Origin of the sequence: Streptomyces sp. GD-15H (assembly GCF_045291515.1) — a bacterium.
GTDB lineage: Bacteria > Actinomycetota > Actinomycetes > Streptomycetales > Streptomycetaceae > Streptomyces.
On record NZ_CP149447.1, the window covers coordinates 5,767,037 to 5,790,336 of the forward strand.

The 23,300-nt window shown below is 70.7% G+C and carries 14 protein-coding genes and 3 pseudogenes; 14 read left to right on the forward strand and 3 right to left on the reverse strand.

What is annotated here, in order from left to right; genetic code table 11:
- Nucleotides 1–43 precede the first annotated feature (43 nt).
- On the reverse strand, nt 44–979 hold the full coding sequence (locus tag WJ438_RS27220; protein ID WP_406727557.1) for an ion transporter: 936 nt from the start codon (nt 977–979) through the stop codon (nt 44–46).
- A gap of 179 nt (nt 980–1,158) precedes the next feature.
- Here WJ438_RS27220 and WJ438_RS27225 point away from each other — a divergent pair, with 179 nt between their 5' ends.
- The 8 genes and pseudogenes from WJ438_RS27225 to WJ438_RS27260 all read left to right on the forward strand — a co-directional run bounded on the left by WJ438_RS27225 (nt 1,159) and on the right by WJ438_RS27260 (nt 14,766).
- Nucleotides 1,159–2,280, forward strand: coding sequence for a hypothetical protein (locus WJ438_RS27225; protein WP_406727558.1), 1,122 nt, complete (start codon nt 1,159–1,161; stop codon nt 2,278–2,280).
- A 48-nt stretch (nt 2,281–2,328) separates the two neighbouring features.
- Nucleotides 2,329–3,105 carry a TIGR03936 family radical SAM-associated protein gene (locus WJ438_RS27230; protein ID WP_406727559.1) on the forward strand — a complete coding sequence of 259 codons (777 nt, stop codon included), beginning with the start codon at nt 2,329–2,331 and terminating at the stop codon, nt 3,103–3,105.
- A 261-nt stretch (nt 3,106–3,366) separates the two neighbouring features.
- Complete coding sequence (locus tag WJ438_RS27235) at nt 3,367–7,662, forward strand: Rne/Rng family ribonuclease (protein ID WP_406727560.1); 4,296 nt, start codon at nt 3,367–3,369, stop codon at nt 7,660–7,662.
- A 477-nt stretch (nt 7,663–8,139) separates the two neighbouring features.
- Complete coding sequence (locus tag WJ438_RS27240) at nt 8,140–9,255, forward strand: DegT/DnrJ/EryC1/StrS family aminotransferase (RefSeq protein ID WP_406727561.1); 1,116 nt, start codon at nt 8,140–8,142, stop codon at nt 9,253–9,255.
- Nucleotides 9,252–10,277, forward strand: coding sequence for a Gfo/Idh/MocA family protein (locus tag WJ438_RS27245; RefSeq protein WP_406727562.1), 1,026 nt, complete (start codon nt 9,252–9,254; stop codon nt 10,275–10,277). The genes WJ438_RS27240 and WJ438_RS27245 overlap by 4 nt, the downstream gene beginning before the upstream one ends.
- Nucleotides 10,267–11,850: a glycosyltransferase family 4 protein gene (locus tag WJ438_RS27250; protein ID WP_406727563.1), complete on the forward strand. Its 1,584-nt coding sequence runs from the start codon at nt 10,267–10,269 to the stop codon at nt 11,848–11,850. Before WJ438_RS27245 ends, WJ438_RS27250 begins: the two co-directional genes overlap by 11 nt.
- Nucleotides 11,847–13,473: pseudogene (locus WJ438_RS27255) on the forward strand (glycosyltransferase family 2 protein). Before WJ438_RS27250 ends, WJ438_RS27255 begins: the two are co-directional and overlap by 4 nt.
- A 9-nt stretch (nt 13,474–13,482) precedes the next feature.
- Nucleotides 13,483–14,766 (forward strand): nucleotide sugar dehydrogenase, encoded by a 1,284-nt coding sequence (locus WJ438_RS27260; RefSeq protein WP_406727564.1) that lies wholly within the window; start codon nt 13,483–13,485, stop codon nt 14,764–14,766.
- Nucleotides 14,767–14,917: 151 nt separating this feature from the next.
- On the opposite strand, the gene WJ438_RS27265 is transcribed toward WJ438_RS27260, so the two are convergent.
- Together WJ438_RS27265 and WJ438_RS27270 are read right to left on the reverse strand one after the other, a co-directional pair.
- The gene (locus WJ438_RS27265; RefSeq protein WP_406727565.1) at nt 14,918–15,520 is read right to left on the reverse strand and encodes an acyltransferase; all 603 of its coding nucleotides are present in this window, start codon (nt 15,518–15,520) and stop codon (nt 14,918–14,920) included.
- A gap of 277 nt (nt 15,521–15,797) precedes the next feature.
- Nucleotides 15,798–16,211 (reverse strand): Fur family transcriptional regulator, encoded by a 414-nt coding sequence (locus WJ438_RS27270; protein WP_406727566.1) that lies wholly within the window; start codon nt 16,209–16,211, stop codon nt 15,798–15,800.
- A 191-nt stretch (nt 16,212–16,402) separates the two neighbouring features.
- Between WJ438_RS27270 and WJ438_RS27275 the strand changes: the two are divergent.
- The 6 genes and pseudogenes from WJ438_RS27275 to WJ438_RS27300 all read left to right on the forward strand — a co-directional run bounded on the left by WJ438_RS27275 (nt 16,403) and on the right by WJ438_RS27300 (nt 23,148).
- Nucleotides 16,403–17,864, forward strand: a pseudogene (locus tag WJ438_RS27275) (catalase).
- A 145-nt stretch (nt 17,865–18,009) separates the two neighbouring features.
- Nucleotides 18,010–18,396: an ankyrin repeat domain-containing protein gene (locus WJ438_RS27280; protein WP_406727567.1), complete on the forward strand. Its 387-nt coding sequence runs from the start codon at nt 18,010–18,012 to the stop codon at nt 18,394–18,396.
- 249 nt (nt 18,397–18,645) lie between these two features.
- Nucleotides 18,646–18,966, forward strand: a complete 321-nt coding sequence (rplU, locus tag WJ438_RS27285) for a 50S ribosomal protein L21 (RefSeq protein WP_406727568.1) — start codon at nt 18,646–18,648, stop codon at nt 18,964–18,966.
- A gap of 14 nt (nt 18,967–18,980) precedes the next feature.
- A complete protein-coding gene (gene rpmA, locus WJ438_RS27290) occupies nt 18,981–19,235 on the forward strand; it encodes a 50S ribosomal protein L27 (protein ID WP_057615924.1) in 255 nt (84 codons plus the stop codon).
- Between the two features lie 113 nt (nt 19,236–19,348).
- The gene (gene obgE, locus WJ438_RS27295) at nt 19,349–20,785 is read left to right on the forward strand and encodes a GTPase ObgE (RefSeq protein WP_406727569.1); all 1,437 of its coding nucleotides are present in this window, start codon (nt 19,349–19,351) and stop codon (nt 20,783–20,785) included.
- An 865-nt stretch (nt 20,786–21,650) separates the two neighbouring features.
- A pseudogene (locus WJ438_RS27300) lies at nt 21,651–23,148 on the forward strand (D-ribitol-5-phosphate cytidylyltransferase).
- Nucleotides 23,149–23,300: the final 152 nt, after the last annotated feature.

A 23,300-nucleotide genomic window follows, 5' to 3' on the forward strand; every position in this document is an offset into this window, starting at 1 on the left:
GGAGTGGGCCCACCGGCGTTCGCGGCCTGCGACGGGTGCGGTGTTACAGCCGGGCCCTGTCGGGGGCGGGTGTGGGGGCCGGTTCGGGTGGGAGGGGCGGGAGGAGGGCTTCCAGGTCGTCCAGGGCCCTTCTGGCGATGGCGATGCGGGTGCGTAGGTCCATGGCGGGGTCCGGGGCGGGGGCCTCGGAGGCGGGGGCCGAGGGCGCTTCGGGTGCGGGGGAGTGTGCGTGTTCCAGTTCGCGGGCTTCCTCCAGGGAACTGATGACGACTCCGATGAGGACGTTGACCAGGACGAACGAGGCGAGCAGTACGTAGGAGGCGTAGTAGACGATGCTCCAGCGGGAGATCTCCAGGCCCGCGTGGACGGCGTCACCGAGGCCGTCCAGGGTCATCAGCAGGAAGAGGGTGAGGGCGGCGCGGCCGAGGGAGCCGAACTGGCCGGGGTCCGCCTCGCCGAAGAAGACCCAGCCGACCATGGCGTAGACGTAGAGCAGGAGCGCGCCCACCAGGAGGAAGCTGACGGTGCCCGGCAGGCTGCGGGCCACCGCGACGAAGACGATCCGCAGCTGAGGGAGGAAGCGGGCGGTGCGCAGGACGCGGGCCAGGCGCAGGAGCCGCAGGACGGTGGTGTTCTCACGGACGAGGGGCAGGAACGCGCAGGCGACGACGGCCAGGTCGAAGAGGTTCCAGGGATCGCGGAAGAAGTCGCGGGGGCGATCCGCGTGGGCGCAGGCGCGCAGGGCTATCTCGACGGTGAAGGCGGCGAGGCAGAGGTGTTCGGCGAGGCGTAACCCGTGGTGCCAGTCCCTGGAGAGTCCGCTGTAGGTCTCGGCTCCCAGCAGGGCCGCGTTGGTGAGGATCAGGGTGAAGACGGTGAGGGCGAACCAGCGGGCTTCGGTGACGGCGCGGGCTCTCTCCGCCAGGGCGTGACGGAGGGGCCGGGGCGTGGCGCCCGTGGGGGCAGGGTGGTCGTTCATGTCGTGCTGTATCTGCTCCTTCGTGCCGCGCGCCATGCCCGCGGCGCGGACGGGCCGGCGGGTTCGCGCGGCTGTGACACTCCAGAGCTGATTTCTACAGCATTGTAGATTCGCGGGTGCTCGTGCGGGCGGGGCGGTGCCGCCGCATCCGAACGGCCTGCCGGGGCGTCCTCCCTTGCATGCATCTGGAGAAGCAGGACGTGGGGAGACCGGCACCGCCCGCACGCCCGTCTTCGCCGCGGCAGCCGGAGGCGGCGGGTGAGGGGTGTCTGGTGGTGGCGATCCGCCTGCCGGTGCGGATCTTCGTGTTCCTCGCGGTCCTGCCGGTGCGGCTGCTGTGGGACGCGTGTGCCGTCGCCGCACGGTGGCTGGACCGTGCCGTGTTCCGGCCGCTCGGGCGGGCGCTGTGGTGGGTGGGGCGAGCGGTGTTCGTGTGGCCGCTGGTGGGACTGTGGCGATATGGCCTCGTGCCGCTCGGCAAGGCGCTCGCCTGGCTCGGGAACCTGGTGGTCGTCGTTCCCGCCGGGTGGCTGTACCGGTATGTGCTCGTGCCGCTCGGGCACGCGCTGGTGTGGTGGTACGGGCGCGTGCTGACGCCCTTCGGGCACGGCGTGATGTGGGTGCTGCGCGGGATCGCGGCCGTGTCGGCCGCGACCGGGCTCGGGGTGTTCGCGGCCCTCGCCCGGCTCACGCGGTATCTGGTCGTCGTGCCCTGTGCGGGGCTGTACAGATGGGTGCTCACGCCCGTCGGACAGGCCGTCGCCCGGTGCGTGAAGGGGCTGGCACGGCTGGCGGGCATGCTCGTCACCGGTATCGGTACGGGGCTGTATTGGATCACCCGGATCCTGCTCGTGCTGCCCCTGCTCGCCGTGTGGCGCTGGGTTCTGGTGCCGGTCGGGCGGGTGCTCGCCGTCGTCGCGCGGGAGATCGGCAACGCCCTCGGGCATGCCTGGCGGGTCGCCGGGTACGTCTCGCTCGCGGTGGGGCGGTTCCTGAGGAACCTCTTGCGGTGGCTCGTCGTGGAACCGGTGCGCTGGGTGTACACGTGTGTGCTGACACCGGTGGGACACGTGGTGCGGGACGTGGCGCTGCGACCTGTCGCCGCGGCGGCGCGTGTCGTGGGGCGGGCCGTAGGGCAGTCCCTGGCCTCCGCCCGCGTGACACTGCGGCAGGCGCGTGCCGACCTCCGCCGGGTGCTCGTCGGGGAACAGCGGCCGGTACCGGTCGGGGACCGGCGGGAACCTACCGGCGGCGAGACGCGTACTCTTGGTAGCAGTACGACCGCTCTCACGAAGGACTGAACGACACTGGGCAAGCGACAGCCCGAAGGCCCGCCGCCCGCACCCGCGGTGCAGCGCATTCGACTGCGCTACACCAAGCGCGGCCGCCTCCGGTTCACCAGCCACCGTGACTTCCAGCGTGCCTTCGAGCGCGCGCTGCGCCGTGCCGAGGTGCCGATGGCGTACTCGGCGGGGTTCACGCCGCACCCGAAGGTGTCGTATGCCAATGCCGCACCCACCGGCACGGGCAGTGAGGCGGAGTACCTCGAGATCGCGCTCATCCAGGCGCGGGACCCGGAGCGGCTCAGAGCCCTCCTCGACGAGTCGCTGCCCGCCGGGCTCGACGTCATCGAGGCGGCCGAGGCCCGTACCCCGGGGCTCGCCGACCGGCTCACGGCCTCGGTGTGGGAACTGCGGCTGGCCGGTGTCGACCGTGAGGAGGCCCGCCGAGCGGTGGACGCCTTCAACGCGGCCGGTACCGTCGAGGTGCAGCGCCGGACGAAGAACGGGGTGCGGACGTTCGACACCCGTTCCGCGGTCGTGGCTCTGGAGAGCGTGGAAACGCCCCCTTCCTCGGCTGATAGGCCGACCGACCAGCCCTGTGCGATACTGCGGCTGGTTGTTCGGCACGTGACGCCTGCCGTTCGACCCGACGACGTCCTGTCCGGTCTCCGCGCCGTGGCCGATCTGGCGCCGCCGGTCCCCGCAGCGGTGACCAGGCTGGCGCAGGGGCTGCTCGATGAAGAGACCGGCACGGTGACCGACCCGCTCGCGCCCGACCGCGAGGCAGCAGCGACCGAGCCGCATCCGGCCGGTGCCACTGCCACCGCGACGGCGCCGGTGTAAGGAAGGTCCCGCGTAGGGACGGACGTCGTAGCGCCGCCCTCGTACCTCGGGAGCCACCTGGGTCGGGCAGCGCACCCACCACAAGACTTTCGCCAGGCCGTGCGCATTCGGTGTACGGAACCGGTGAGACAGGACACAGAGAGTTCCCGTGCGGCGCCCGCGCCCCGGACGGCGGTAACCGCGCTTCGCGCGAGCCGCGGACGTCACCGGCATCGCCGGACCAGGTGCGGCGCCCGGGAGCCTGACGGGAGAAACCCCCGCATGCTCGAACCGACCGAGCCCACAGAGGGCTCCGAACCGAACAGCCCGAGCGACACCCTGCCGCCGCGTCGACGGCGACGTGCCGCGTCCCGCCCGGCCGGCCCGCCCACGGCGGGCACCGGCACGGAGGCCGAGACCGTCACGCCGGCCATACCGGCCGCCGAGCCGCTCGACGAGATCGACGAGCTCGCGGCCGAGGAGGGCGCAGAGGCCGAGGCTGCCCCGGAGCCGACGGCAGCCACGGAAGAGGCACCGGCAGCCGCGGACGACGCCGCTCCGCGCCGGCGTCGGCGTGTGGTGCGCCGCCCGGTCTCGTCCGCCGGGGCGCCGACGTCGGCGGAGGCCGCCGAGACCGTCGTACCGACGACCGAGACCCCCGCTGCTCCGGCCGCTCCGGCCGCCGAGCCCGCCGGGGACGCAGTGCCGTCCGAGTCCGCCGGGGACGGCGCCCCGCCGCGTGCGCGCCGTCGTGCGACGCGCCGCGTGACCTCGCCGGCGGCCACCGTCGCCGGGACCACCGAACCGGCGGAGAGCGCCGTGACCGCGAGCACCGCAGACGCCGCAGGCACTGCAGGCGCCGCTGCCGCTGCCGACGCCGCGGAGGCCACGGACACCACCGACGCCACGGACGCCACCGACACCGCCACTGCCGAGGACGCGGCCCCCCGCCGCACCCGGCGTCGTGCCTCGCGGCGCGTCTCCGCGCCCGCGACCGCCGAGGCGGCACAGGGCGCTGCCGTCACCGACGCGGATGAGTCGGCGCAGGCCGCCCCGACCGCTTCGCCCGCCGCCTCCCCCGCCGAGGAGGCGAAGACTCCCGTGACCGAGCCCACCGGAGAGACCAGGGCCCCCGAGACGCCCGCCGCGCAGCCCGCCGAGTTGGCCGCGGACGAGGCCGCTCCGCGCCGCCGTCGCCGTACGGTCCGCAAGGCCGCCGCCGGGTTCGCCGAGCCCGCCCGGCCCGCCGCCGGATCCGCCGCGACCGAGGCCGAGACGTCGAAGCGCCCCGCCCGTCCCGCCGTCGCCGTCTTCCAGGCTCCCGTGTTCACCGAGCCCCAGTTCCAGACGCCGGAGCGGGCCGCCGCCGAAGCGGCCGCCGAGGCCGCCGGTACGCCGGAGCCCGAGCAGCCGGAGGAGATCGAGGAGTTCCCGGAGGAGCAGCCCACCGCCTCGCGCCGCCGTCGTCGCCGCCGGGGCGCGGCGGACGAGACCGACGCGGCCCAGGCCGCACCCGCCGCCCGTACCGAGCCCGCTCCCGACGCCCGCGCCGAGGACGACGAGGCCCAGTCCGCCGACGACGTGGAGACCGACGAGTCGGCCGAGGACCGCGACGACGGCGACCACGACGACCACGACGAGAGCGAAGGGGCCGGTTCCCGCCGGCGCCGTCGCCGCGGTGGCCGTCGCCGCAGGCGCGGCGAGTCCGCCGAGGCCGACGCCGAGGGCGGCGAGTCCGGGGACGACACCGAGCGGACCGGTGCTGAGCACGACGCCGAGGACGACGCCGAGGACGGCGCGGAGCAGTCCGCCGACGACGCGGAGCACGACGACGAGTCGGCCGAGGACCGCGACGACGTGGGCGGCTCCAGCAGCAGCCGGCGCCGCCGTCGCCGGCGCCGCCGGGCCGGGGACAGCGGCGGTGAGGCCGAGACCTCCACCGACGACCCCGAGCGCACCGTCGTCAAGGTCCGCGAACCGCGCAGGCCGGCCGAGCCGTCGGACGAGGTGCAGTCCATCAAGGGCTCCACCCGCCTGGAGGCGAAGAAGCAGCGCCGCAGGGAAGGCCGTGAGCAGGGCCGCCGACGCGTCCCGATCATCACCGAGGCCGAGTTCCTGGCCCGCCGTGAGGCCGTCGAGCGCGTCATGGTGGTCCGGCAGTACGGCGACCGTACGCAGATCGGCGTCCTGGAGGACGGGGTGCTCGTCGAGCACTACGTCAACAAGGAGCAGGCGACCTCGTACGTGGGCAACGTGTACCTCGGCAAGGTGCAGAACGTGCTGCCGTCGATGGAGGCCGCGTTCATCGACATCGGCAAGGGCCGCAACGCCGTGCTCTACGCCGGTGAGGTCAACTTCGAGGCGCTGGGCATGGCCAACGGCCCGCGTCGGATCGAGGCCGCGCTGAAGTCGGGCCAGTCGGTCCTCGCCCAGGTGACGAAGGACCCGATCGGGCACAAGGGGGCCCGTCTGACCAGCCAGGTCTCCCTCCCGGGCCGCTACCTCGTGTACGTCCCCGAGGGCTCGATGACCGGCATCAGCCGCAAGCTGCCCGACACCGAGCGGGCCCGGCTGAAGACCATCCTCAAGAAGGTCGTCCCCGAGGACGCGGGCGTCATCGTGCGCACCGCCGCCGAGGGCGCGAGCGAGGACGAGCTGCGCCGTGACGTCGAGCGGCTGCAGGGGCAGTGGGAGGAGATCAAGAAGAAGTCCAAGAGCGGTGGCGGCTCGAACGCGCCGTCGCTGCTGTACGGCGAGCCGGACATGACCGTCCGGGTCGTGCGGGACATCTTCAACGAGGACTTCTCCAAGGTCATCGTCAGCGGCGACGAGGCATGGGAGACCATCCACGGGTACGTCGCGCACGTCGCGCCCGACCTGGCCGACCGGCTGCAGAAGTGGACCAGCGAGGTCGACGTCTTCGCCACGTACCGGATCGACGAGCAGCTCGCCAAGGCGCTCGACCGCAAGGTCTGGCTGCCCAGCGGCGGCTCGCTGGTGATCGACCGGACCGAGGCGATGGTCGTCATCGACGTCAACACCGGCAAGTTCACCGGCCAGGGCGGCAACCTCGAGGAGACGGTCACCAGGAACAACCTGGAGGCGGCCGAGGAGATCGTGCGCCAGCTGCGGCTGCGCGACCTCGGCGGCATCATCGTCATCGACTTCATCGACATGGTCCTGGAGTCCAACCGGGACCTGGTGCTGCGGCGCCTGCTGGAATGCCTGGGCCGGGACCGTACGAAGCACCAGGTCGCCGAGGTGACCTCGCTGGGTCTGGTACAGATGACCCGCAAGCGGGTCGGCCAGGGCCTGCTGGAGTCGTTCTCGGAGACCTGCGTCCACTGCAACGGGCGCGGTGTCATCGTCCACCTGGACCAGCCCACCTCCATCGGAGGCGGCGGCAAGCGCAGGAAGCGGGCGCGGGCCGGTGCCGGGGAACACCTCCACGAGCACGAGGCCGACGTCGTCACGACGGCGGAGCAGGAGGCGGAAGCGGAGACGGAGGCCGAGGTCGCAGCCGAGGCCGCCGTGCCGGTCGCGCTTCCGGCGCCGTCCCCCGAGTTCTCGACTTCGCTCGAGCAGGGGGGCGCCCCCCTCACGCCGGACGAGGAGCTGTACAGCAGCGTCGCCGAGGCGGAGGCCGCGGCCACTCGCGGACGTACCCGCCGCCGGGTGAGCCGACGGGCCTCGGCCCCGGCGGGTGCGCCGAGGCGCGAGGATTCCCGACGTGAGCCGGTCGCCGCTGCCGCAGCCGATGGGTCCGGATCCGACGCGTCCCGCGCGGAGGTGCCGACGGCTCAGGACACGACGGTCGCCGAGGAGACCGCACGTCCGGTCCAGCCGGAGCCGGCCGCCGAGGCGCACGCCGCACCGGCCGCCGCCGAGGACCCGGTCGTCGAGGCGCCCGCCACCACGGCAGAGCCTGTCGAGGACGCCGCTCCCCAGGGCCGTACGCGTCGCCGGGCCACTCGCAAGGTGTCCGCGCCGGCCGGTTCTCCGGCGGGTGCGCAGGCCGAGGTGGTGATGGTCGTGGACACGGCGTCCACGGCGTCCGCGACGCCCGAGCAGGCGCCGGAGCCGGTGGCTGAGCAGCCTCCGGCCGAGCCGTCGCCCGAGACCGCCGCCCCGCCCCGCCCGCGCCGCCGCGCGGTGCGCAAGCCCACCGTGTCCACCGCGTCCGAGGAGGCGGCCGTCGTGGTCGTCCCGTCGGCCCTGGTGGAGGAGACGGTCCCGGCGGACGAGGCGGCCGAGGCCGAGGCAGCGGCCGTCACCGCGACGGCGCCCGCCGAGGAAGCCGTCGACGAGGCGGCTCCGGCCAAGAAGACCGCCCGCGCGGCGGCCAAGAAGGCCACGGCGAAGAAGGCCGCCACGAAGAAGACGGTGGCCAAGAAGGCGGCGGCCAAGACGACCACCGCCAAGACGACCACCGCCAAGAAGACCGCCGCCAAGAAGACGACGGTCAAGAAGGCCGCGGCCAAGACCACCAAGACGGCCGCGAAGAAGACGACGGCGAAGAAGGCCGCGGCAGCGGCCCAGCAGCCCTCGCCCTCGGTCACGGCGTCGACGGAGGACTGATCAGGACCCGCCCTCAGGGGCGGCACACGACGAAGCGCGGGACACCGAACACCAACCGGTGTCCCGCGCTTCGTCGTCGCGCTGTACGCTCGACGGCTCGTCACCTTTTGTCACGTCTGATCGCTCTGCGCACCTCCTCTGATCATTCAATGAACGGTCAAGATTTCTCTGTGATAACTCTGAGGGAATTTCATTCATATCTGCTGATAACGTGATCGCGGTCTCGGCGATTGATCTTGCGTACGCCGCTGATCGCAGCCGACTGCTGCCGGCGAACCTTCTTCCACGCGGATGGCTTCTGTCCTCCGCCAAGGGCTTCCGGGGGCGGAACCCATGCGGAATACGGTTCGCCACCGACAGCCGCCGACAAACTTCACGGAAACGGACATGGACGACCCGCGCTCAGCGCCGTCCTTCCCGTCCCGGTCCATATCGTGATGCGCCGCTGAGGCCGCCACATGAGAAGGGGAGACGTCGATGACCGACGCCCATGGATTGATACCGGCCGCCAGGCCAGTGATCGACGAGGAGGAGATCGAGGCCGCGGTACGCGTCCTGCGCAGCGGTCGAGTCGTCCAGGGCCCAGAAGTGGCCGCTTTCGAGGAGGAGTTCGCCGAGTTCGTCAACGGGCGGCACTGCGTCGCGGTCAACTCCGGCACTTCCGCCCTGCACCTTGCACTGCTCGCTCTGGGGATCGGCCCGGGGGACGAGGTCGTCGTGCCGTCGTTCTCCTTCGCCGCCTCCGCCAACGCGGTGCGTCTCGTCGGTGCCGACGTGGTCTTCGCCGACATCGAGCCCGACAGCTTCTGTCTGGATCCGGCGGCCGTCGAGGCGGCCCTCACTCCGCGCACCGCCGCGATCATGCCGGTCCACCTGTACGGCCACCCGGCCGCGATGGACCGGATCATGGCCCTCGCGAACCGGCACGGGCTGGCCGTCGTCGAGGACGCCTGCCAGGCCCACGCAGCCGCGCTGCACAGTACGCCGGTCGGCGCTTTCGGCAACGCCGGAACGTTCAGCTTCTACCCGACCAAGAACATGCACAGCCTCGAGGGCGGCATGGTCAGCACCGCTGACGCGGAGCTCGCCCGGACGCTGCGCCTGCTGCGCAACCAGGGCATGGAGCAGCGCTACGCCAACGAGATCGTCGGCGCCAACATGCGGATGACCGACGTCGCCGCCGCGATCGGCCGGGTCCAGCGGACCAAGCTCGCAGGCTGGACCGAGCAGCGCATCGCCAACGCCGCCTACCTCACGGAGCACATCACCGCGCCGAACGTGGTCACGCCCCGGGTCGCCGAGGGTGCCCGGCACGTCTACCACCAGTACACCGTGCGGGTCCGCGGTGACCGGGACGCAGCCATGGCCCGGCTGACCGAGGCCGGCATCGGCAACGCCGTGTACTACCCGACGCCCATCCACCGGCTGAAGCCGTACTGGGAGCCGGACCAGAAGGCCGGCCGCACCTGGGACCTGCCCGAGACGGAGCGCGCCGCCGCCGAGGTCGTCTCGCTGCCCGTCCACCCGGGCCTGGCCGCGCGGGACCTGGAGCGCATCGTGTCCGCCGTGAACACGCTGAGGGAGCAGAAGTGAGCAACGGAAGACGTCTGCGTGCCGGACTTGTCGGCCTCGGTTCCATGGGGCGCCACCACGCCCGCATCCTGTCCCGTCTGGAGGGCGTCGACTTCGTCGGCGTCGTCGACCCCATGGGCGACAAGCACGGAGCCGCGCAGGGTGCGCCAGTCCTGGTCACGGTCGAGGAACTCATCGACCTGGGCATCGACTACGCGGTGGTGGCCTGCCCCACGGCCCTGCACCAGGAGGTCGGCCTGCAGCTCGCCACGGCTGGTGTCTGCGCGCTGATCGAGAAGCCGGTCGCCGACACGGTGGCCGGGGCACGCCGCCTGGTCGAGGCGTTCGAATCGCGCGGGCTGGTGGCCGGCGTCGGCCACATCGAGCGCTGCAATCCCGCACTGCGCTCCCTGCGGACCCGCCTGGAAGCCGGTGAACTCGGCGACGTCTTCCAGGTCGTCACCCGTCGTCAGGGTCCCTTCCCGCACCGTATAGCGGACGTCGGTGTGGTGAAGGACCTCGCCACCCACGACATCGACCTCACCAGCTGGGTCACGGGCCACGAGTACGTCTCCATCGCCGCGCACACCGTCTCCAAAAGTGGCCGCGAGCACGAGGACATGGTCTCCGCGGTCGGCCGACTCGACGACGGCACCATGGTCAACCACCTCGTCAACTGGCTGAGCCCGCTCAAGGAGCGCTTCACCTCCGTCACCGGTGAGCGCGGCTGCTTCATCGCCGACACTCTCACCGCGGACCTGACCTTCCACTCCAACTCCGCCGTGACCACCGAGTGGGAGGCCCTGCAGGCCTTCCGGGGCGTCGCCGAGGGCGACATGATCCGTTACGCCATTCCCAAGCGCGAGCCGCTCCTCGTCGAGCACGAACTGTTCCGGGACGCGGTGCTCGGCGAGTCCGCCGACATCTGCACCCTGCGTCAGGGCCTGCGGACGGTGGAGGTCGCGGCAGCGGTACTCGAATCCGCGGCGAACGGCCGCAGCGTTTCGCTCAATTCGGAGGAGCCGACGACCCATGGCAGTTGAGAACCGCACGGCGACGGTACGGAGCACGCGCGGCCGGATCGTGATGCTCGTCGACAACGGGGTCAACGGCGACTCGCGTGTGCAGAAGGAGGCCCGTTCGGCCGCCGAGGCGGGCTGGGACGTGATCCTGCTGGGCAGGGTCAAAGGCAAGAAGGAAAAGAGCTGGCAGATCGGGGACGCCGAGGTGCGGCTGCTGCCCGTGCCCGGGCCGTTGTTCCGCCGACGCCACGAGTACCGGCGGGCGGTGCTGCGCTCTCCGCTGGCCTACCGGCCCGGGCCGCTGGCGTCGTACCGCCGTCAGAAGGTCAAGGCATGGCGGGCCGACCTCACCATCCGGCTGATCCTCGCCCAGCAGCGGGGCTCGGCGGTCGGCCGGCTGAGGCTGCTGCCCCCCAGGCTCGCCTCCCGGCTGATGCACTCGTGGGTGCGCCTCAGGCACGGCAGGACCCAAGCGCTCGAGCGCCGGCGCAAGAGCATGGACTCCGCGCTGGACCGGTTCACCACCGCCTTTTGGCGCAAGACCATGGGCGACCGTGCCTGGCGCAGGCTCGATCCGCACCTGTGGGACTTCGAGCTGGCCTACGGGAAGGTCATCGACGAGCTGAAGCCGGACCTCGTCCACGCCAACGACTTCCGGATGCTCGGTGTCGGTGCCCGCGCCACCCTCCGCGCCCGCGCCAGGGGCCGGGACGTCAAACTGGTCTGGGACGCCCACGAGTTCCTGCCCGGTATCAAGCCGTGGAACCCGCACCCCCGTTGGCACATCGCCCAGTGCGCGCACGAGAGCGAGTACGCACGGTACGCCGACGCGGTGGTGACGGTGTCGGACACCCTTGCCGAGATGCTTCAGGGGCGGCACGGGCTGGCGGAACGCCCCGGTGTCGTGCTCAACGCACCCGACGGGGAAATCTCGCCGGAGCAGGCCGCCGAACCCGTGCCGGACCTGAGGGAGTTGTGCGGTGTCGCGGACGATGTGCCGCTCACTGTGTACAGCGGTGCCGCCGCCCCGCAGCGCGGTCTCGACATCATGGTCGAGTCCCTGCCGCACCTCCCTGAGGTGCACACCGCGTTCGTCGTACTCAACACCGAGTCGGACTACATGAAGACCCTGCGGGCGCGTGCGGAGGAGCTGGGGGCCGGCGACCGGCTGCACATCCTGCCGTACGTGCCGCACTACCAGGTGGTGCGCTTCCTCGCGACGGCCGACATCGGGGTCATCCCGATCCATCACTGGCCGAACCACGAGATCGCCCTCATCACCAAGTTCTTCGAGTACTCCCATGCCCGGCTGCCGCTGGTGGTCAGTGACGTGAAGACGATGGGAGCGATGGTCGAACAGACCGGTCAGGGCGAGGTGTTCCGTGCCGAGGACCTGGAGGACTACACCCGCGCCGTGAAGTCCGTGCTGGGAGATGCCGAGCGGTACCGCGCCGTGTACGACGCGTCGGGGCTGCTCGACCAGTGGACCTGGGAGGCGCAGGCCGAGCGGCTGGACGCCGTCTACGCGCGGCTGCTGGCCGGCCAAGGGAACCGGCCCCCGGCCGGACGCAGAGAGGCGAAGGCACAGGCATGAAGGGCGTACCCGACGTCAGCGTGATCGTCGCCGTCTACAACACGATGCCCTACCTCACGGAGTGTCTGAACTCCCTGGTGGGACAGAGCATCGGGCGGGACCGGCTGGAGATCGTCGCGGTCGACGACGGTTCCACCGACGACAGCGGCGCCGAACTCGACCGCTTCGCCGAGCGGTACCCGGGCATCATCAAGGTCATCCACCAGGAGAACTCCGAGGCCGGCGGCACCCAGCAACCGGGCGCTGGACGTCGCCACCGGCCGGTACGTGTACTTCGTCGGCTCCGACGACCACCTCGGCGAAGAGGCACTGGAGCGCATGGTGGCCTACGCCGATGAACACGGCTCGGACATCGTGGTGGGCAAGATGGCCGGGACGAACGGCCGGTACGTCCATCAGGCGTTGTACAAGAAGAGCGACCCGGACATCGGCCTCACCGGCTCGGCGTTGCCGTGGACCCTGGCCAACACCAAGCTGTTCCGGCGCGGCCTGGTCGAACAGCACAAGCTGCGGTTCCCCGAGCATCTGCCCGTGGGCAGCGATCAGCCGTTCACCATCGAGGCGTGCGTGCGCGCGCGGAAGATATCGGTGGTGGCGGACTACACCTGCTACTACGCGGTGAAGCGGGGCGACGCCGGAAACATCACCTACCGGGCCGACCACCTGGCCCGGCTGCGGTGCACTGCGGAGATCATGGACCACACCGCCGACCTCATCGAGGAGGGCCCGGAGCGAGACGCCGTCCTGCGTCGGCACTTCACCTGGGAACTGGCCAAGCTCGTCCAGGACGACTTCCCCGCCCTGGACCGCGAGCTCCAGCGCGACATCTGCGCGGGGATCGCCCGACTCGCCGACGCCTACCTCACGGACGGCATCCGGGACGCCATGGACGTCAAGCGGCGCGTGCGGATCTGCCTGGCCCGGGCCGGCGCGATCGATGAGCTGTGTGAGGCGATCACCGCCGAGAAGAGGCACGGAGCGCCGCCGTTCGTCGTCGAGGGGGACCGCGCTTACGCCCGCTATCCGGGCTTCCGCGACCCCCGGATCGGTGTGCCCGACCGGTGCTACGAACTCGTCGGGGAGGCGGTTCCCGGCCGGCTCGCCAAGGGCAGCGAACTGCTCGCCTCCGCGTGGCAGCAGGACGGCGAGGGGATCGCCTACACGGCATCGGTCAGGATGCCCGTCCTCGGTGACGTGGACAGCGCCGTCCTTCGACTGGTCCATGGGGCGATGCCCGGGAAGGCGGACAAGCCCGGAGCCAGGAAGCTGCCGAGCGGGCACTCCCTCCCGGCACCGGTGGGCCACTTCACCGCGGAATCCACCGAGGACGGCGCCGCCACGGTGCTGCACGCCCGCGTCCCGCTGGAGCGACGCGAGGTCAAACTGGGCGTCCGGATCTACCTGGACGTTGCCGGGTCGACATACGAGATACCCGTACGCGGCAAGGGCAAGCCCATGCCGCTGGCCCGCCGGTGGGGACGCCAGGAGGACCCCTACCGGGCCGCCGCCCTGATCAACGACAAGGGGCGCGTGGTGATCGCCACGGCGCGGATGTTCCCGCCGAAGAAGTCACTGGCCGCCCGGATGCAGGCCATTCTCGCCCGCGGCTCCAAAAGGAAGTAGCCACTCCCCATGAACATCTGTGTAGTAGCGCTCGGCAAGATCGGGCTGCCCCTCGCCGTGCAGTTCGCTTCCAAGGGCCACCGGGTCATCGGCGCGGACGTCAACGAGAAGGTCGTCGAACTCGTCAACGCGGGAACGGAACCGTTCCCGGGTGAGTACGACCTCGACGTGAAGCTGAAGGAGGCCGTCGACGCCGGGCTGCTGAGCGCGACGACGGACACCACGACCGCCGTCGCCGAGTCGGAGGCCGTCGTCGTGGTCGTCCCGCTGTTCGTCGACGCCGACGGCGTGCCCGACTTCGGCTGGATGGATGCGGCAACCAAGGCGATCGCCAAGGGGCTCAAGCCCGGCACGCTCGTCTCGTACGAGACCACACTGCCGGTCGGCACCACCCGGACCCGCTGGGCCCCGATGCTCGCCGAGGGTTCGGGGCTGACGAGCGGTGAGGACTTCCACCTGGTCTTCTCGCCCGAGCGCGTGCTCACCGGCCGCGTCTTCGCCGATCTGCGCCGTTACCCGAAGCTCGTCGGGGGCGTCGACGAGGCCTCGACGACCCGCGGCGTCGAGTTCTACGAGGCGGTCCTGGACTTCGACGTCCGCGACGACCTGCCGCGCCCGAACGGGGTCTGGGACCTCGGCACGGCGGAGGCGTCGGAGCTCGCCAAGCTCGCCGAGACCACGTACCGCGACGTCAACATCGGCCTCGCCAACCAGTTCGCGCGCTTCGCCGACAGCAACGGCATCGACATCAAGAAGGTCATCGAGGCCTGCAACTCGCAGCCCTACAGTCACATCCACCAGCCGGGCATCGCGGTCGGCGGCCACTGCATCCCGATCTACCCGCGGATGTACCTGTGGAACGACCCGGCCGCCACCGTCGTGCGCTCTGCCCGGGAGGCGAACGCCGCGATGCCCGAGTACGCCGTCGACCTGCTGGCGGCCGCATACGGGGACCTGACCGGCGTGAACGTCCTGGTGCTGGGCGCGGCCTACCGCGGGGGAGTGAAGGAGACCGCGTTCTCGGGCGTCTTCCCGACCGTGGAGGCCCTCAGGGCGCGCGGCGCCGTGCCGTACGTCTCCGACCCGATGTACACGGCCGAGGAACTGTCGGCGCTGGGCCTGACGCCGCACGACGGTGAGAAGGTCACTGCGGCCGTCCTCCAGGCCGACCACGCCGAGTACCGCGAGCTGACCCCCGCCGATCTGCCGGACGTCACGGTCCTGGTCGACGGACGCCGTACGACCGACCCGGAGGAGTGGAAGGGCGTCCGCAGGGTGGTCATCGGCGGCTGAGGCGCGGTATCGGACGACCGGTGGGATCCCGCCCCGTGGACACGGGATCCTGTGGGCGCATCCGTCCTGCGGTGCGCACCCAGGCGAACACTCCGCGAAAAGCGTGAGCACTTCGACGGAAAGTGCTCACGCTTTCACGTCACGGTGCCGGTCAGGCCTCGCGCTCGGTGAGCGTGCCGTCCTTCTCGTCGTACAGGCTGCCGCTCTCGGGGCACTCCCACACCCCGGGCTCGGCCTCCCGCTCCACCAGGCGCACTCCGGACCTGCCCACCCAGCCCACCTGACGGGCGGGTACGCCGACCACGAGGGCGAAGTCTGGCACGTCCTTGGTGACCACGGCACCGGCTGCGACCATGGCCCAGCGACCGACACGCACCGGCGCGACGCACACGGACCGCGCGCCGATCGAGGCTCCATCGGCGATGCTCACCCCGACTGCCTCCCAGTCGCCGCCGCGCTTCTGCTTGCCCTCGGGGGTCACGGAACGCGGATTGTGGTCGTTGGTGAGAACCACGGCGGGACCGATGAACACACCGTCACCGAGCTCGGCCGGCTCGTAGACGAGGGCGTAGTTCTGCACCTTGCAGTTGTCGCCCATCCGCACGCCCGAGCCGACGTACGCGCCGCGACCGATCACACAGCCCTCTCCCAGACGTGCCCCCTCGCGGATCTGCGCGAGGTCCCACACGCTGCTTCCCACGCCGATCTCGGCGCTCCCGTCGACCTGTGCGCTGGGCTGGACCCTGTAGTTCACTTCTCCGCCTTCCGCTGTCTCACTCAGCCCGGTGAGCATACGGGGGCGGGGTCGGCGGCTGTCCCGGTGAGGCCGGTGACGGGCACTTCGCTGTTTTCTCTCCCGCCGGCCGACGTGTGCGGGTTCTGTGACGTGCCGGTGTGGCCATCGTGGCCAACGGCATCGCGTCGGCCACCGCTGTCCTCGCTCGGCCGGCACCTGCGACCGCCGAGATACGTCAGGCCGGGCCGGGCATCCGACGAGCGGTCACGAGGGTGACGCGAGGGCTGCTCCGGCATCAGGCCGTGCAGTCCGGACAGATGCCGCGGTAGGTCAGTTCGACGTCGGAGAGCGCGTATCCGAAGCGCTCCGACTCCGGGAGGTCCGAGAGGGGGTCGCCCGCCGGGTGCACGTCGCGGAGGGTGCCGCAGCGGTCGCAGAGCAGGTGGTGGTGGGGCCGGTGCGCATTCGGGTCGTAGCGCTTGGCGCGGTGGTCGGTCGAGACCTCGACGAGCTCGCCCAGGGTCACCAGTTCGCCGAGGGTGTTGTAGACCGTCGCCCGGGAGATCTCGGGCAGCCGCTCCACCGCGCGCGCGTGCACCTCGTCGGCGGTCAGGTGGATGTGGTCTCCGCCGAGAACCTCGGCCACGACGCGCCGCTGGGCGGTCAGGCGCCAGCCGCGTTCCCGAAGCCTCTTCAAGAGATCACTCATGCACGTCACCCTAACCAGCGATCGATCCCATCTCAAGAATGAATATGGTTCTGAATGTCGCCTTGACTTAGATCGTGTCTAACATAGGGTGGGACCAGATGCGAGCTGCGGGGCAGCTCGCGCGGATGCTCGGCCGGCCAGGACCGCCAGGCCTTGATCGCACGCGAAGAACCACACCCGAGGAGCGAGCTTTGACCGAGAACAACCAGAGGCCGTTGACCACGGCGGCCGGCGCGCCGGTTGCCGACAACCAGAACTCCCTGACGGCCGGTCCGCGCGGTCCGATGCTCCTGCAGGACGTGTGGTTCCTGGAGAAGCTCGCGCACTTCGACCGCGAGGTCATCCCGGAGCGCCGGATGCACGCCAAGGGCTCGGGCGCGTTCGGCACCTTCACGGTGACCCACGACATCACGCGGTACACGAGCGCGAAGATCTTCTCCGAGGTCGGCAAGAAGACCGACCTGTTCGCCCGGTTCTCCACCGTCGCGGGTGAGCGCGGCGCGGCCGACGCCGAGCGCGACATCCGCGGCTTCGCCCTGAAGTTCTACACGGACGAGGGCAACTGGGACCTGGTCGGGAACAACACCCCGGTCTTCTTCTTCCGCGACCCGCTGAAGTTCCCGGACCTCAACCGCGCGGTGAAGCGCGACCCGCGCACCAACCTCCGCGACCCCGAGAACAACTGGGACTTCTGGACCAACCTCCCCGAGGCCCTGCACCAGGTCACGATCGTGATGTCCGACCGCGGCATCCCCGCCTCGTACCGGCACATGCACGGCTTCGGCTCGCACACCTACAGCCTGATCAACGCCGAGGGTGAGCGGTTCTGGGTCAAGTTCCACCACCGCACCCAGCAGGGCATCAAGAACCTCACCGACGCCGAGGCCGAGGCCCTCGTCGGCAAGGACCGCGAGTCCCACCAGCGCGACCTCTTCGAGGCGATCGAGAACGGCGACTTCCCGAAGTGGAAGCTGTTCATCCAGGTCATGCCGGAGGCCGACGCGGAGAACTACCGCTTCCACCCCTTCGACCTCACCAAGGTCTGGTCGAAGAAGGACTACCCGCTGATCGAGGTCGGCGAGTGGGAGCTCAACCGCAACCCCGTGAACTACTTCGCGGACGTCGAGCAGGCCGCCTTCACCCCGGCGAACGTGGTTCCGGGTATCAGCTACTCGCCCGACAAGATGCTGCAGGGCCTGCTTCTCCTACGGCGACGCCCAGCGCTACCGCCTCGGCGTGAACCACCACCAGATCCCCGTCAACACCGCGAAGAACCCGGTGAACACCTACCACCGCGACGGCGCCATGCGGGTCGACGGCAACCAGGGAGCCACCCCGGGCATCGAGCCCAACTCGTACGGACGCTGGCCGGAGCAGCCGGCCTACCGCGAGCCGAGCCTGGCCGTGGGTGCCGTCGCCGACCGGTTCAACTTCCGTGAGGACGACGACAACTACTTCGAGCAGCCCGGCAACCTGTTCCGCCTGATGAGCCCCGAGCAGCAGCAGGTTCTCTTCGAGAACACGGCGCGCGCCATCAACGGCGCGTCGGAGCAGACCATCGAACGGCACATCGGCAACTGCACCAAGGCCGACCCTGCCTACGGCGAAGGCGTCCGCAAGGCGATCGAGGCCCTGGCCGCCGGCGACCTCTGAGCCCGGCCGCCCGACGGAACACGCGGTAGCCCCGCACCGCGCCCCGGCGCGGGCCACTCAGTGGCCCGCGCCGGGGCGGGCGCGGCCACCGCCCGACGCCCGCATGGGCATGACCAGCACCACCGCGTGATCAGGAGAGATTCACATGAGCAGGGGCGGTCTGACTCCTGAGCAGACGGAACGCGTCGTGGCCATCGCCATGGATCTGGCCCGGGAGGGCGGCACCGAGGAGTTGGCGGGGTTCGTGGAGCACGGGCTGCCGGTCGACGTGACCGACGCGGCCGGCAACACCCTGCTCATGCTCGCCGCCTATCACGGCCACGCCGACACCGTGCGGGCTCTGCTCAGCCTCGGCGCCGACCCCGACCTGCGCAACGCCCGGGACCAGGCCCCCATCGCCGGCGCCCTGTTCAAGGGCGCGGACGAGGTGGTCGAGGTGCTGCGGCAGGCCGGTGCGGATCTGGACTCCGGCACACCGACCGCGCGGGTCGCGGCGACCATGTTCGGGCGCGCCCACCTGCTCGCGAGCTGATCCACCGGTGCCCCCGCCGAGTGGCGGGGAGCGCGCCGCGGCGGGCGTCACCGTCACGGGTCGAACCGGCCCGGTTTGACCGGTCGGGGCGCGTCCCCGTAACCTTGACCGTCGGCGTGTCCATCGGGATCGCCACACCCCCGTAAACCTCTTCCTCCCGGGCGCGGGTCGGCTCGGGAGAGGTTGTCCGTGTGTCTGTCGGGCGGCTGGCCTGCGGGGTGCCGTTCATCGAGTGAGAGTGAGATCCGCGTGTACGCCATCGTGCGCAGCGGTGGTCGCCAGCACAAGGTTGCTGTCGGCGACATCGTTGAGGTTGACAAGATTTCCACCGCCAAGGTCGGCGACACGGTCGAGCTCTCGACCCTGCTCCTCGTCGACGGCGAAGTCGTGACCAGCGATCCGTGGGTGCTGGCCGGCGTCAAGGTCCAGGCCGAGGTCGTGGACCACCACAAGGGCCAGAAGATCGACATTCTGCGCTACAAGAACAAGACCGGCTACCGTCGTCGTCAGGGCCACCGCCAGCAGTACACGGCGATCAAGGTCACTGAGATCCCCGCGGCTGCGAAGTAAGGGACTGAGGAGAGATGGCACACAAGAAGGGCGCATCGTCCACCCGGAACGGTCGCGACTCGAATGCCCAGCGGCTCGGCGTGAAGCGCTTCGGCGGTCAGGTCGTCAACGCGGGTGAGATCCTCGTCCGCCAGCGCGGCACCCACTTCCACCCCGGCGCCGGCGTCGGCCGTGGCGGCGACGACACGCTGTTCGCCCTGGAGGCCGGTTCGGTGCAGTTCGGCACCAGCCGCGGCCGCAAGGTCGTGAACATCGTTCCGGTCGCCTGATCGGAAGCTTTCGCGAGGCGGACCTCACTTCCCTGGCGGGAAGGCGGGTCCGCCTTTCGCGTGTTAATCAGGAAACACGTACGTACACCTCACCGTCTCTGGAGGCACCCCACATGACCACCTTCGTGGACCGCGTCGAGCTGCATGTCGTCGCGGGTAACGGAGGCCACGGCTGTGCCTCCGTCCACCGTGAGAAGTTCAAGCCGCTGGGCGGACCGGACGGCGGGAACGGCGGGCGGGGCGGCGATGTCATCCTGACCGTCGACCAGTCCGTGACCACGCTCCTCGACTACCACCACTCCCCGCACCGCAAGGCCACCAACGGCAAGCCCGGCGAGGGCGGCAACCGCAGCGGCAAGGACGGCCAGGACCTGGTCCTGCCGGTGCCGGACGGGACCGTCGTCCTCGACAAGGCGGGCAATGTGCTCGCCGACCTGGTGGGGAACGGGACCTCGTACGTCGCCGCCCAGGGCGGCCGGGGCGGGCTCGGGAACGCCGCCCTCGCCTCCGCGCGGCGCAAGGCGCCCGGGTTCGCGCTGCTCGGTGTGCCGGGGGACCTCCAGGACATCGTCCTGGAGCTGAAGACCGTCGCCGATGTGGCGCTGGTCGGGTATCCGAGCGCGGGGAAGTCCTCGCTGATCTCCGTGCTCTCCGCCGCCAAGCCCAAGATCGCCGACTACCCGTTCACCACCCTCGTGCCCAATCTGGGCGTCGTCACCGCCGGGTCGACCGTCTACACCATCGCCGACGTGCCGGGGCTGATCCCGGGCGCCAGCCAGGGCAAGGGCCTGGGGCTCGAGTTCCTGCGGCACGTGGAGCGGTGCAGTGTGCTCGTGCACGTGCTGGACACCGCGACGCTGGAGTCGGACCGCGACCCCGTCTCCGACCTCGACATCATCGAGGAGGAGCTGCGGCAGTACGGCGGCCTCGACAACCGTCCCCGCATCGTCGTCCTCAACAAGACCGACGTGCCGGACGGCAGGGACCTCGCCGAGATGGTCCGGCCCGAACTGGAGGCGCGCGGTTACCGCGTCTTCGCGGTGTCCGCCGTCGCCCACCTCGGACTGCGGGAACTGTCGTTCGCGCTCGCCGAGTTGGTGGCCCAGGCGCGGGCCGCCAGGCCGCAGGAGGAGGCGACCCGCATCGTCATCCGGCCCAAGGCCGTGGACGACGCCGGGTTCACCGTCACCCGTGAGGACGACGGGCTGTTCCGGGTGCGCGGCGAGAAGCCCGAACGCTGGGTCCGCCAGACCGACTTCAACAACGACGAGGCCGTCGGCTACCTCGCCGACCGGCTCAACCGGGTCGGTGTGGAAGACGCGTTGGTGAAGGCGGGCGCCCGGTCCGGCGACGGGGTCGCCATCGGCCCCGAGGACAACGCGGTCGTCTTCGACTGGGAGCCGTCGCTGACCGCCGGTGCGGAGATGCTCGGCCGGCGCGGCGAGGACCACCGCTTCGACGCGCCCCGTCCGGCCGCCCAGCGACGCCGCGAGCGGCAGGCCGAACGGGACGAGTCCGAGCGGGAGTACGACGACTTCAAGCCGTTCTAGGCGGAGCGGGCCCGGTGCGGCGGCCCCGTCGTCCGCCGCTCACCCTCAGGACCCGCCCGGGCAATGGGATGTTCCCGTGCCGGGGCGGGTTTCCTGTTGTCTTCCTGTTCGCCGTGTATGCGCGCCGTCGTGTTCAGTGCCCCGACCTTCCGGACGGCGAGCTTCCAGCGTCCAAGACGCATGCGAGGCAGGGGGGTTCGCCGATTTCCGGAGCGGTTTCGTCCGATCGCCGACGCGTTCTGACCGCCGGCGCCGCCGTACGCGGCGTCGCGGCCTCCCCCAGCTGTGGTTGCCGGCCACCGCTCGGGCCGTGCCCGCCCAAGGGCACGGCGTCCACGTCGACGTGTGCGGCCTGCGCCCCGACACCCGGTACGGGTAACGCTTCCGCGTCGGAGGACGGCTCTCGCGCACCGTCCGGTCCCTCCCCCTCCCGTCCCACCCCACCCCCGCCGATACCGAAAAGCCGCCGGATCCTCATATCGAATTCCCCGACAAAGGGCAGGCGGACTAGCCGAATTTCGGGTTGTCGGACGCTTCACCCTTTGCGGTGCTCCCGAATATGAAGAAATGGTGCGGTCCCCCCTCGAGGAGTGAAGATTTACGGCTACCGGGCCGGGGGCGCGGCCACCGGCCGGCCCGGAACCGCCGCCGCGCCCGCCCGGGGCACCCACCGCGGCAGGCTGGTGACCTGTGCAGTTACTCACAGCGATTTCCCGGCGTTCCGGGAACCGGTACCGGCCACCTGGGGGTCCCAGGTGAATGACGGGTTGCGCGCACATATGCGACGGAGGTCGCTCACCTTGCATTGCGGTAACCACAAGTGGGACCATTTCGCAGTTCCCTGATGCCCCAAGGTAGGTCACCTGTGTCACAGCACATAGCCAAGCCCCGTACCACCGCAGTGATCCTGGCCGGTGGCACCGGCCAGCGGGTGGGTCTGTCGATCCCCAAGCAACTGCTGAAGATCGCCGGCAAGGCAGTCATCGAGCACACCCTGACCACCTTCGAGAACGCCGACTCGATCGACGACATCATCGTGCTGATGGCGCCGGGTTACGTGCCCGACGTCGAGAAGATCGTCGCCAAGGCCGGTTTCACGAAGGTCACCCAGGTCATCGAGGGCGGCTCGACGCGGAACGAGACCACCGAGCGGGCCATCTCGGCCCTCGGCGAGGGCCTGGCCGAGGGAGAGGACCGCAACGTCCTCTTCCACGACGCCGTCCGCCCCCTGCTGTCACGGCGCGTCATCGACGACTGTGTGAGCGCCCTGGAGCGCTACCAGGCCGTCGACGTGGCCATCCCGTCCGCGGACACCATCATCGTCACGCGGACGCACGGTGAGGACGGCGAGTTCATCACCGAGATCCCGGACCGCTCCCGGCTGCGCCGCGGCCAGACCCCGCAGGCCTTCAAGCTGTCCACGATCCGCCGCGCCTACGAGGTCGCCGCCGGCGACCCCAACTTCCAGGCCACGGACGACTGCTCCGTCGTGCTCAAGTACCTGCCCGACGTGCCGATCCACGTCGTCGCGGGCGACGAGTACAACATGAAGGTCACTCAGCCCGTCGACGTCTTCATCGCCGACAAGCTGTTCCAGCTCGCCTCCACGGCGGCGCCCGAGCAGATAGGCGAAGAGGCCTACCGCGAGCTGCTCACCGGCAAGACCCTCGTCGTCTTCGGCGGTTCCTACGGCATCGGCAAGGACGTCTGCGACCTCGCCAAGTCCTACGGCGCCACCGTGTACCCGCTCGGGCGGTCCACCACCGGCACCCACGTCGAGAACCCGGAGGAGGTCGACGACGCGCTGTCCAAGGCGTACGCGGCGACCGGGCGCATCGACTACGTCGTCAACACGGCCGGCGTGCTGCGCATCGGGAAGCTGGCCGAGACCGACAACGCCACCATCGAGGAGGCGCTGAAGGTCAACTACCTGGCCCCGGTGCAGATCGCCCGGTCCGCGTACAAGTACCTCGCCGAGACGAAGGGGCAGCTGCTGCTCTACACCTCCAGCAGCTACACCCGCGGGCGCGCCGAGTACAGCCTGTACTCCTCGACCAAGGCCGCGATGGTGAACCTCACCCAGGCCCTGTCCGACGAGCTGGGCCGGCGACGGCGTCCGCGTCAACTGCGTCAACCCGGAGCGCACCGCCACGCCGATGCGCACCAAGGCCTTCGGCCAGGAGCCCGCGGGCAGCCTGCTGTCCTCCGAGGCGGTCGCCCGCACCTCCCTGGACGTGCTGCTCTCCGAACTCACCGGCCATGTCATCGACGTACGGCAGCAGGACCCGACCGCGGGTGCGGCCCGTGCCACCGGATTCGAGCAGGCACTGGCGTCGGTGCTGGATCGTCAGGACGGCGTGTAATAATCGACGGCAAATAGACTCCGGTAATTCAGGCCTCTGCGGCCTCCCGTTCACGCAGTCCGCGCGCGGGTGTTCGCGGGGGCCTGAATCCGTCGCTCGCGCATCACCCACAGGCACAAACCGGCACTCACCCTCCAAGAGCAGGTTTCTCC

What these genes read in the sequence shown, in the direction of transcription:
- WJ438_RS27220 (WP_406727557.1), bottom strand. Translation starts at nt 979, where the DNA reads ATGAACGACCACCCTGCCCCCACGGGCGCCACGCCCCGGCCCCTCCGT.
- WJ438_RS27225 (WP_406727558.1), top strand. Translation starts at nt 1,159, where the DNA reads ATGCATCTGGAGAAGCAGGACGTGGGGAGACCGGCACCGCCCGCACGC.
- WJ438_RS27235 (WP_406727560.1), top strand. Translation starts at nt 3,367, where the DNA reads ATGCTCGAACCGACCGAGCCCACAGAGGGCTCCGAACCGAACAGCCCG.
- WJ438_RS27240 (WP_406727561.1), top strand. Translation starts at nt 8,140, where the DNA reads ATGACCGACGCCCATGGATTGATACCGGCCGCCAGGCCAGTGATCGAC.
- WJ438_RS27250 (WP_406727563.1), top strand. Translation starts at nt 10,267, where the DNA reads ATGGCAGTTGAGAACCGCACGGCGACGGTACGGAGCACGCGCGGCCGG.
- WJ438_RS27260 (WP_406727564.1), top strand. Translation starts at nt 13,483, where the DNA reads ATGAACATCTGTGTAGTAGCGCTCGGCAAGATCGGGCTGCCCCTCGCC.
- WJ438_RS27270 (WP_406727566.1), bottom strand. Translation starts at nt 16,211, where the DNA reads ATGAGTGATCTCTTGAAGAGGCTTCGGGAACGCGGCTGGCGCCTGACC.
- WJ438_RS27280 (WP_406727567.1), top strand. Translation starts at nt 18,010, where the DNA reads ATGAGCAGGGGCGGTCTGACTCCTGAGCAGACGGAACGCGTCGTGGCC.
- rpmA (WP_057615924.1), top strand. Translation starts at nt 18,981, where the DNA reads ATGGCACACAAGAAGGGCGCATCGTCCACCCGGAACGGTCGCGACTCG.
- obgE (WP_406727569.1), top strand. Translation starts at nt 19,349, where the DNA reads ATGACCACCTTCGTGGACCGCGTCGAGCTGCATGTCGTCGCGGGTAAC.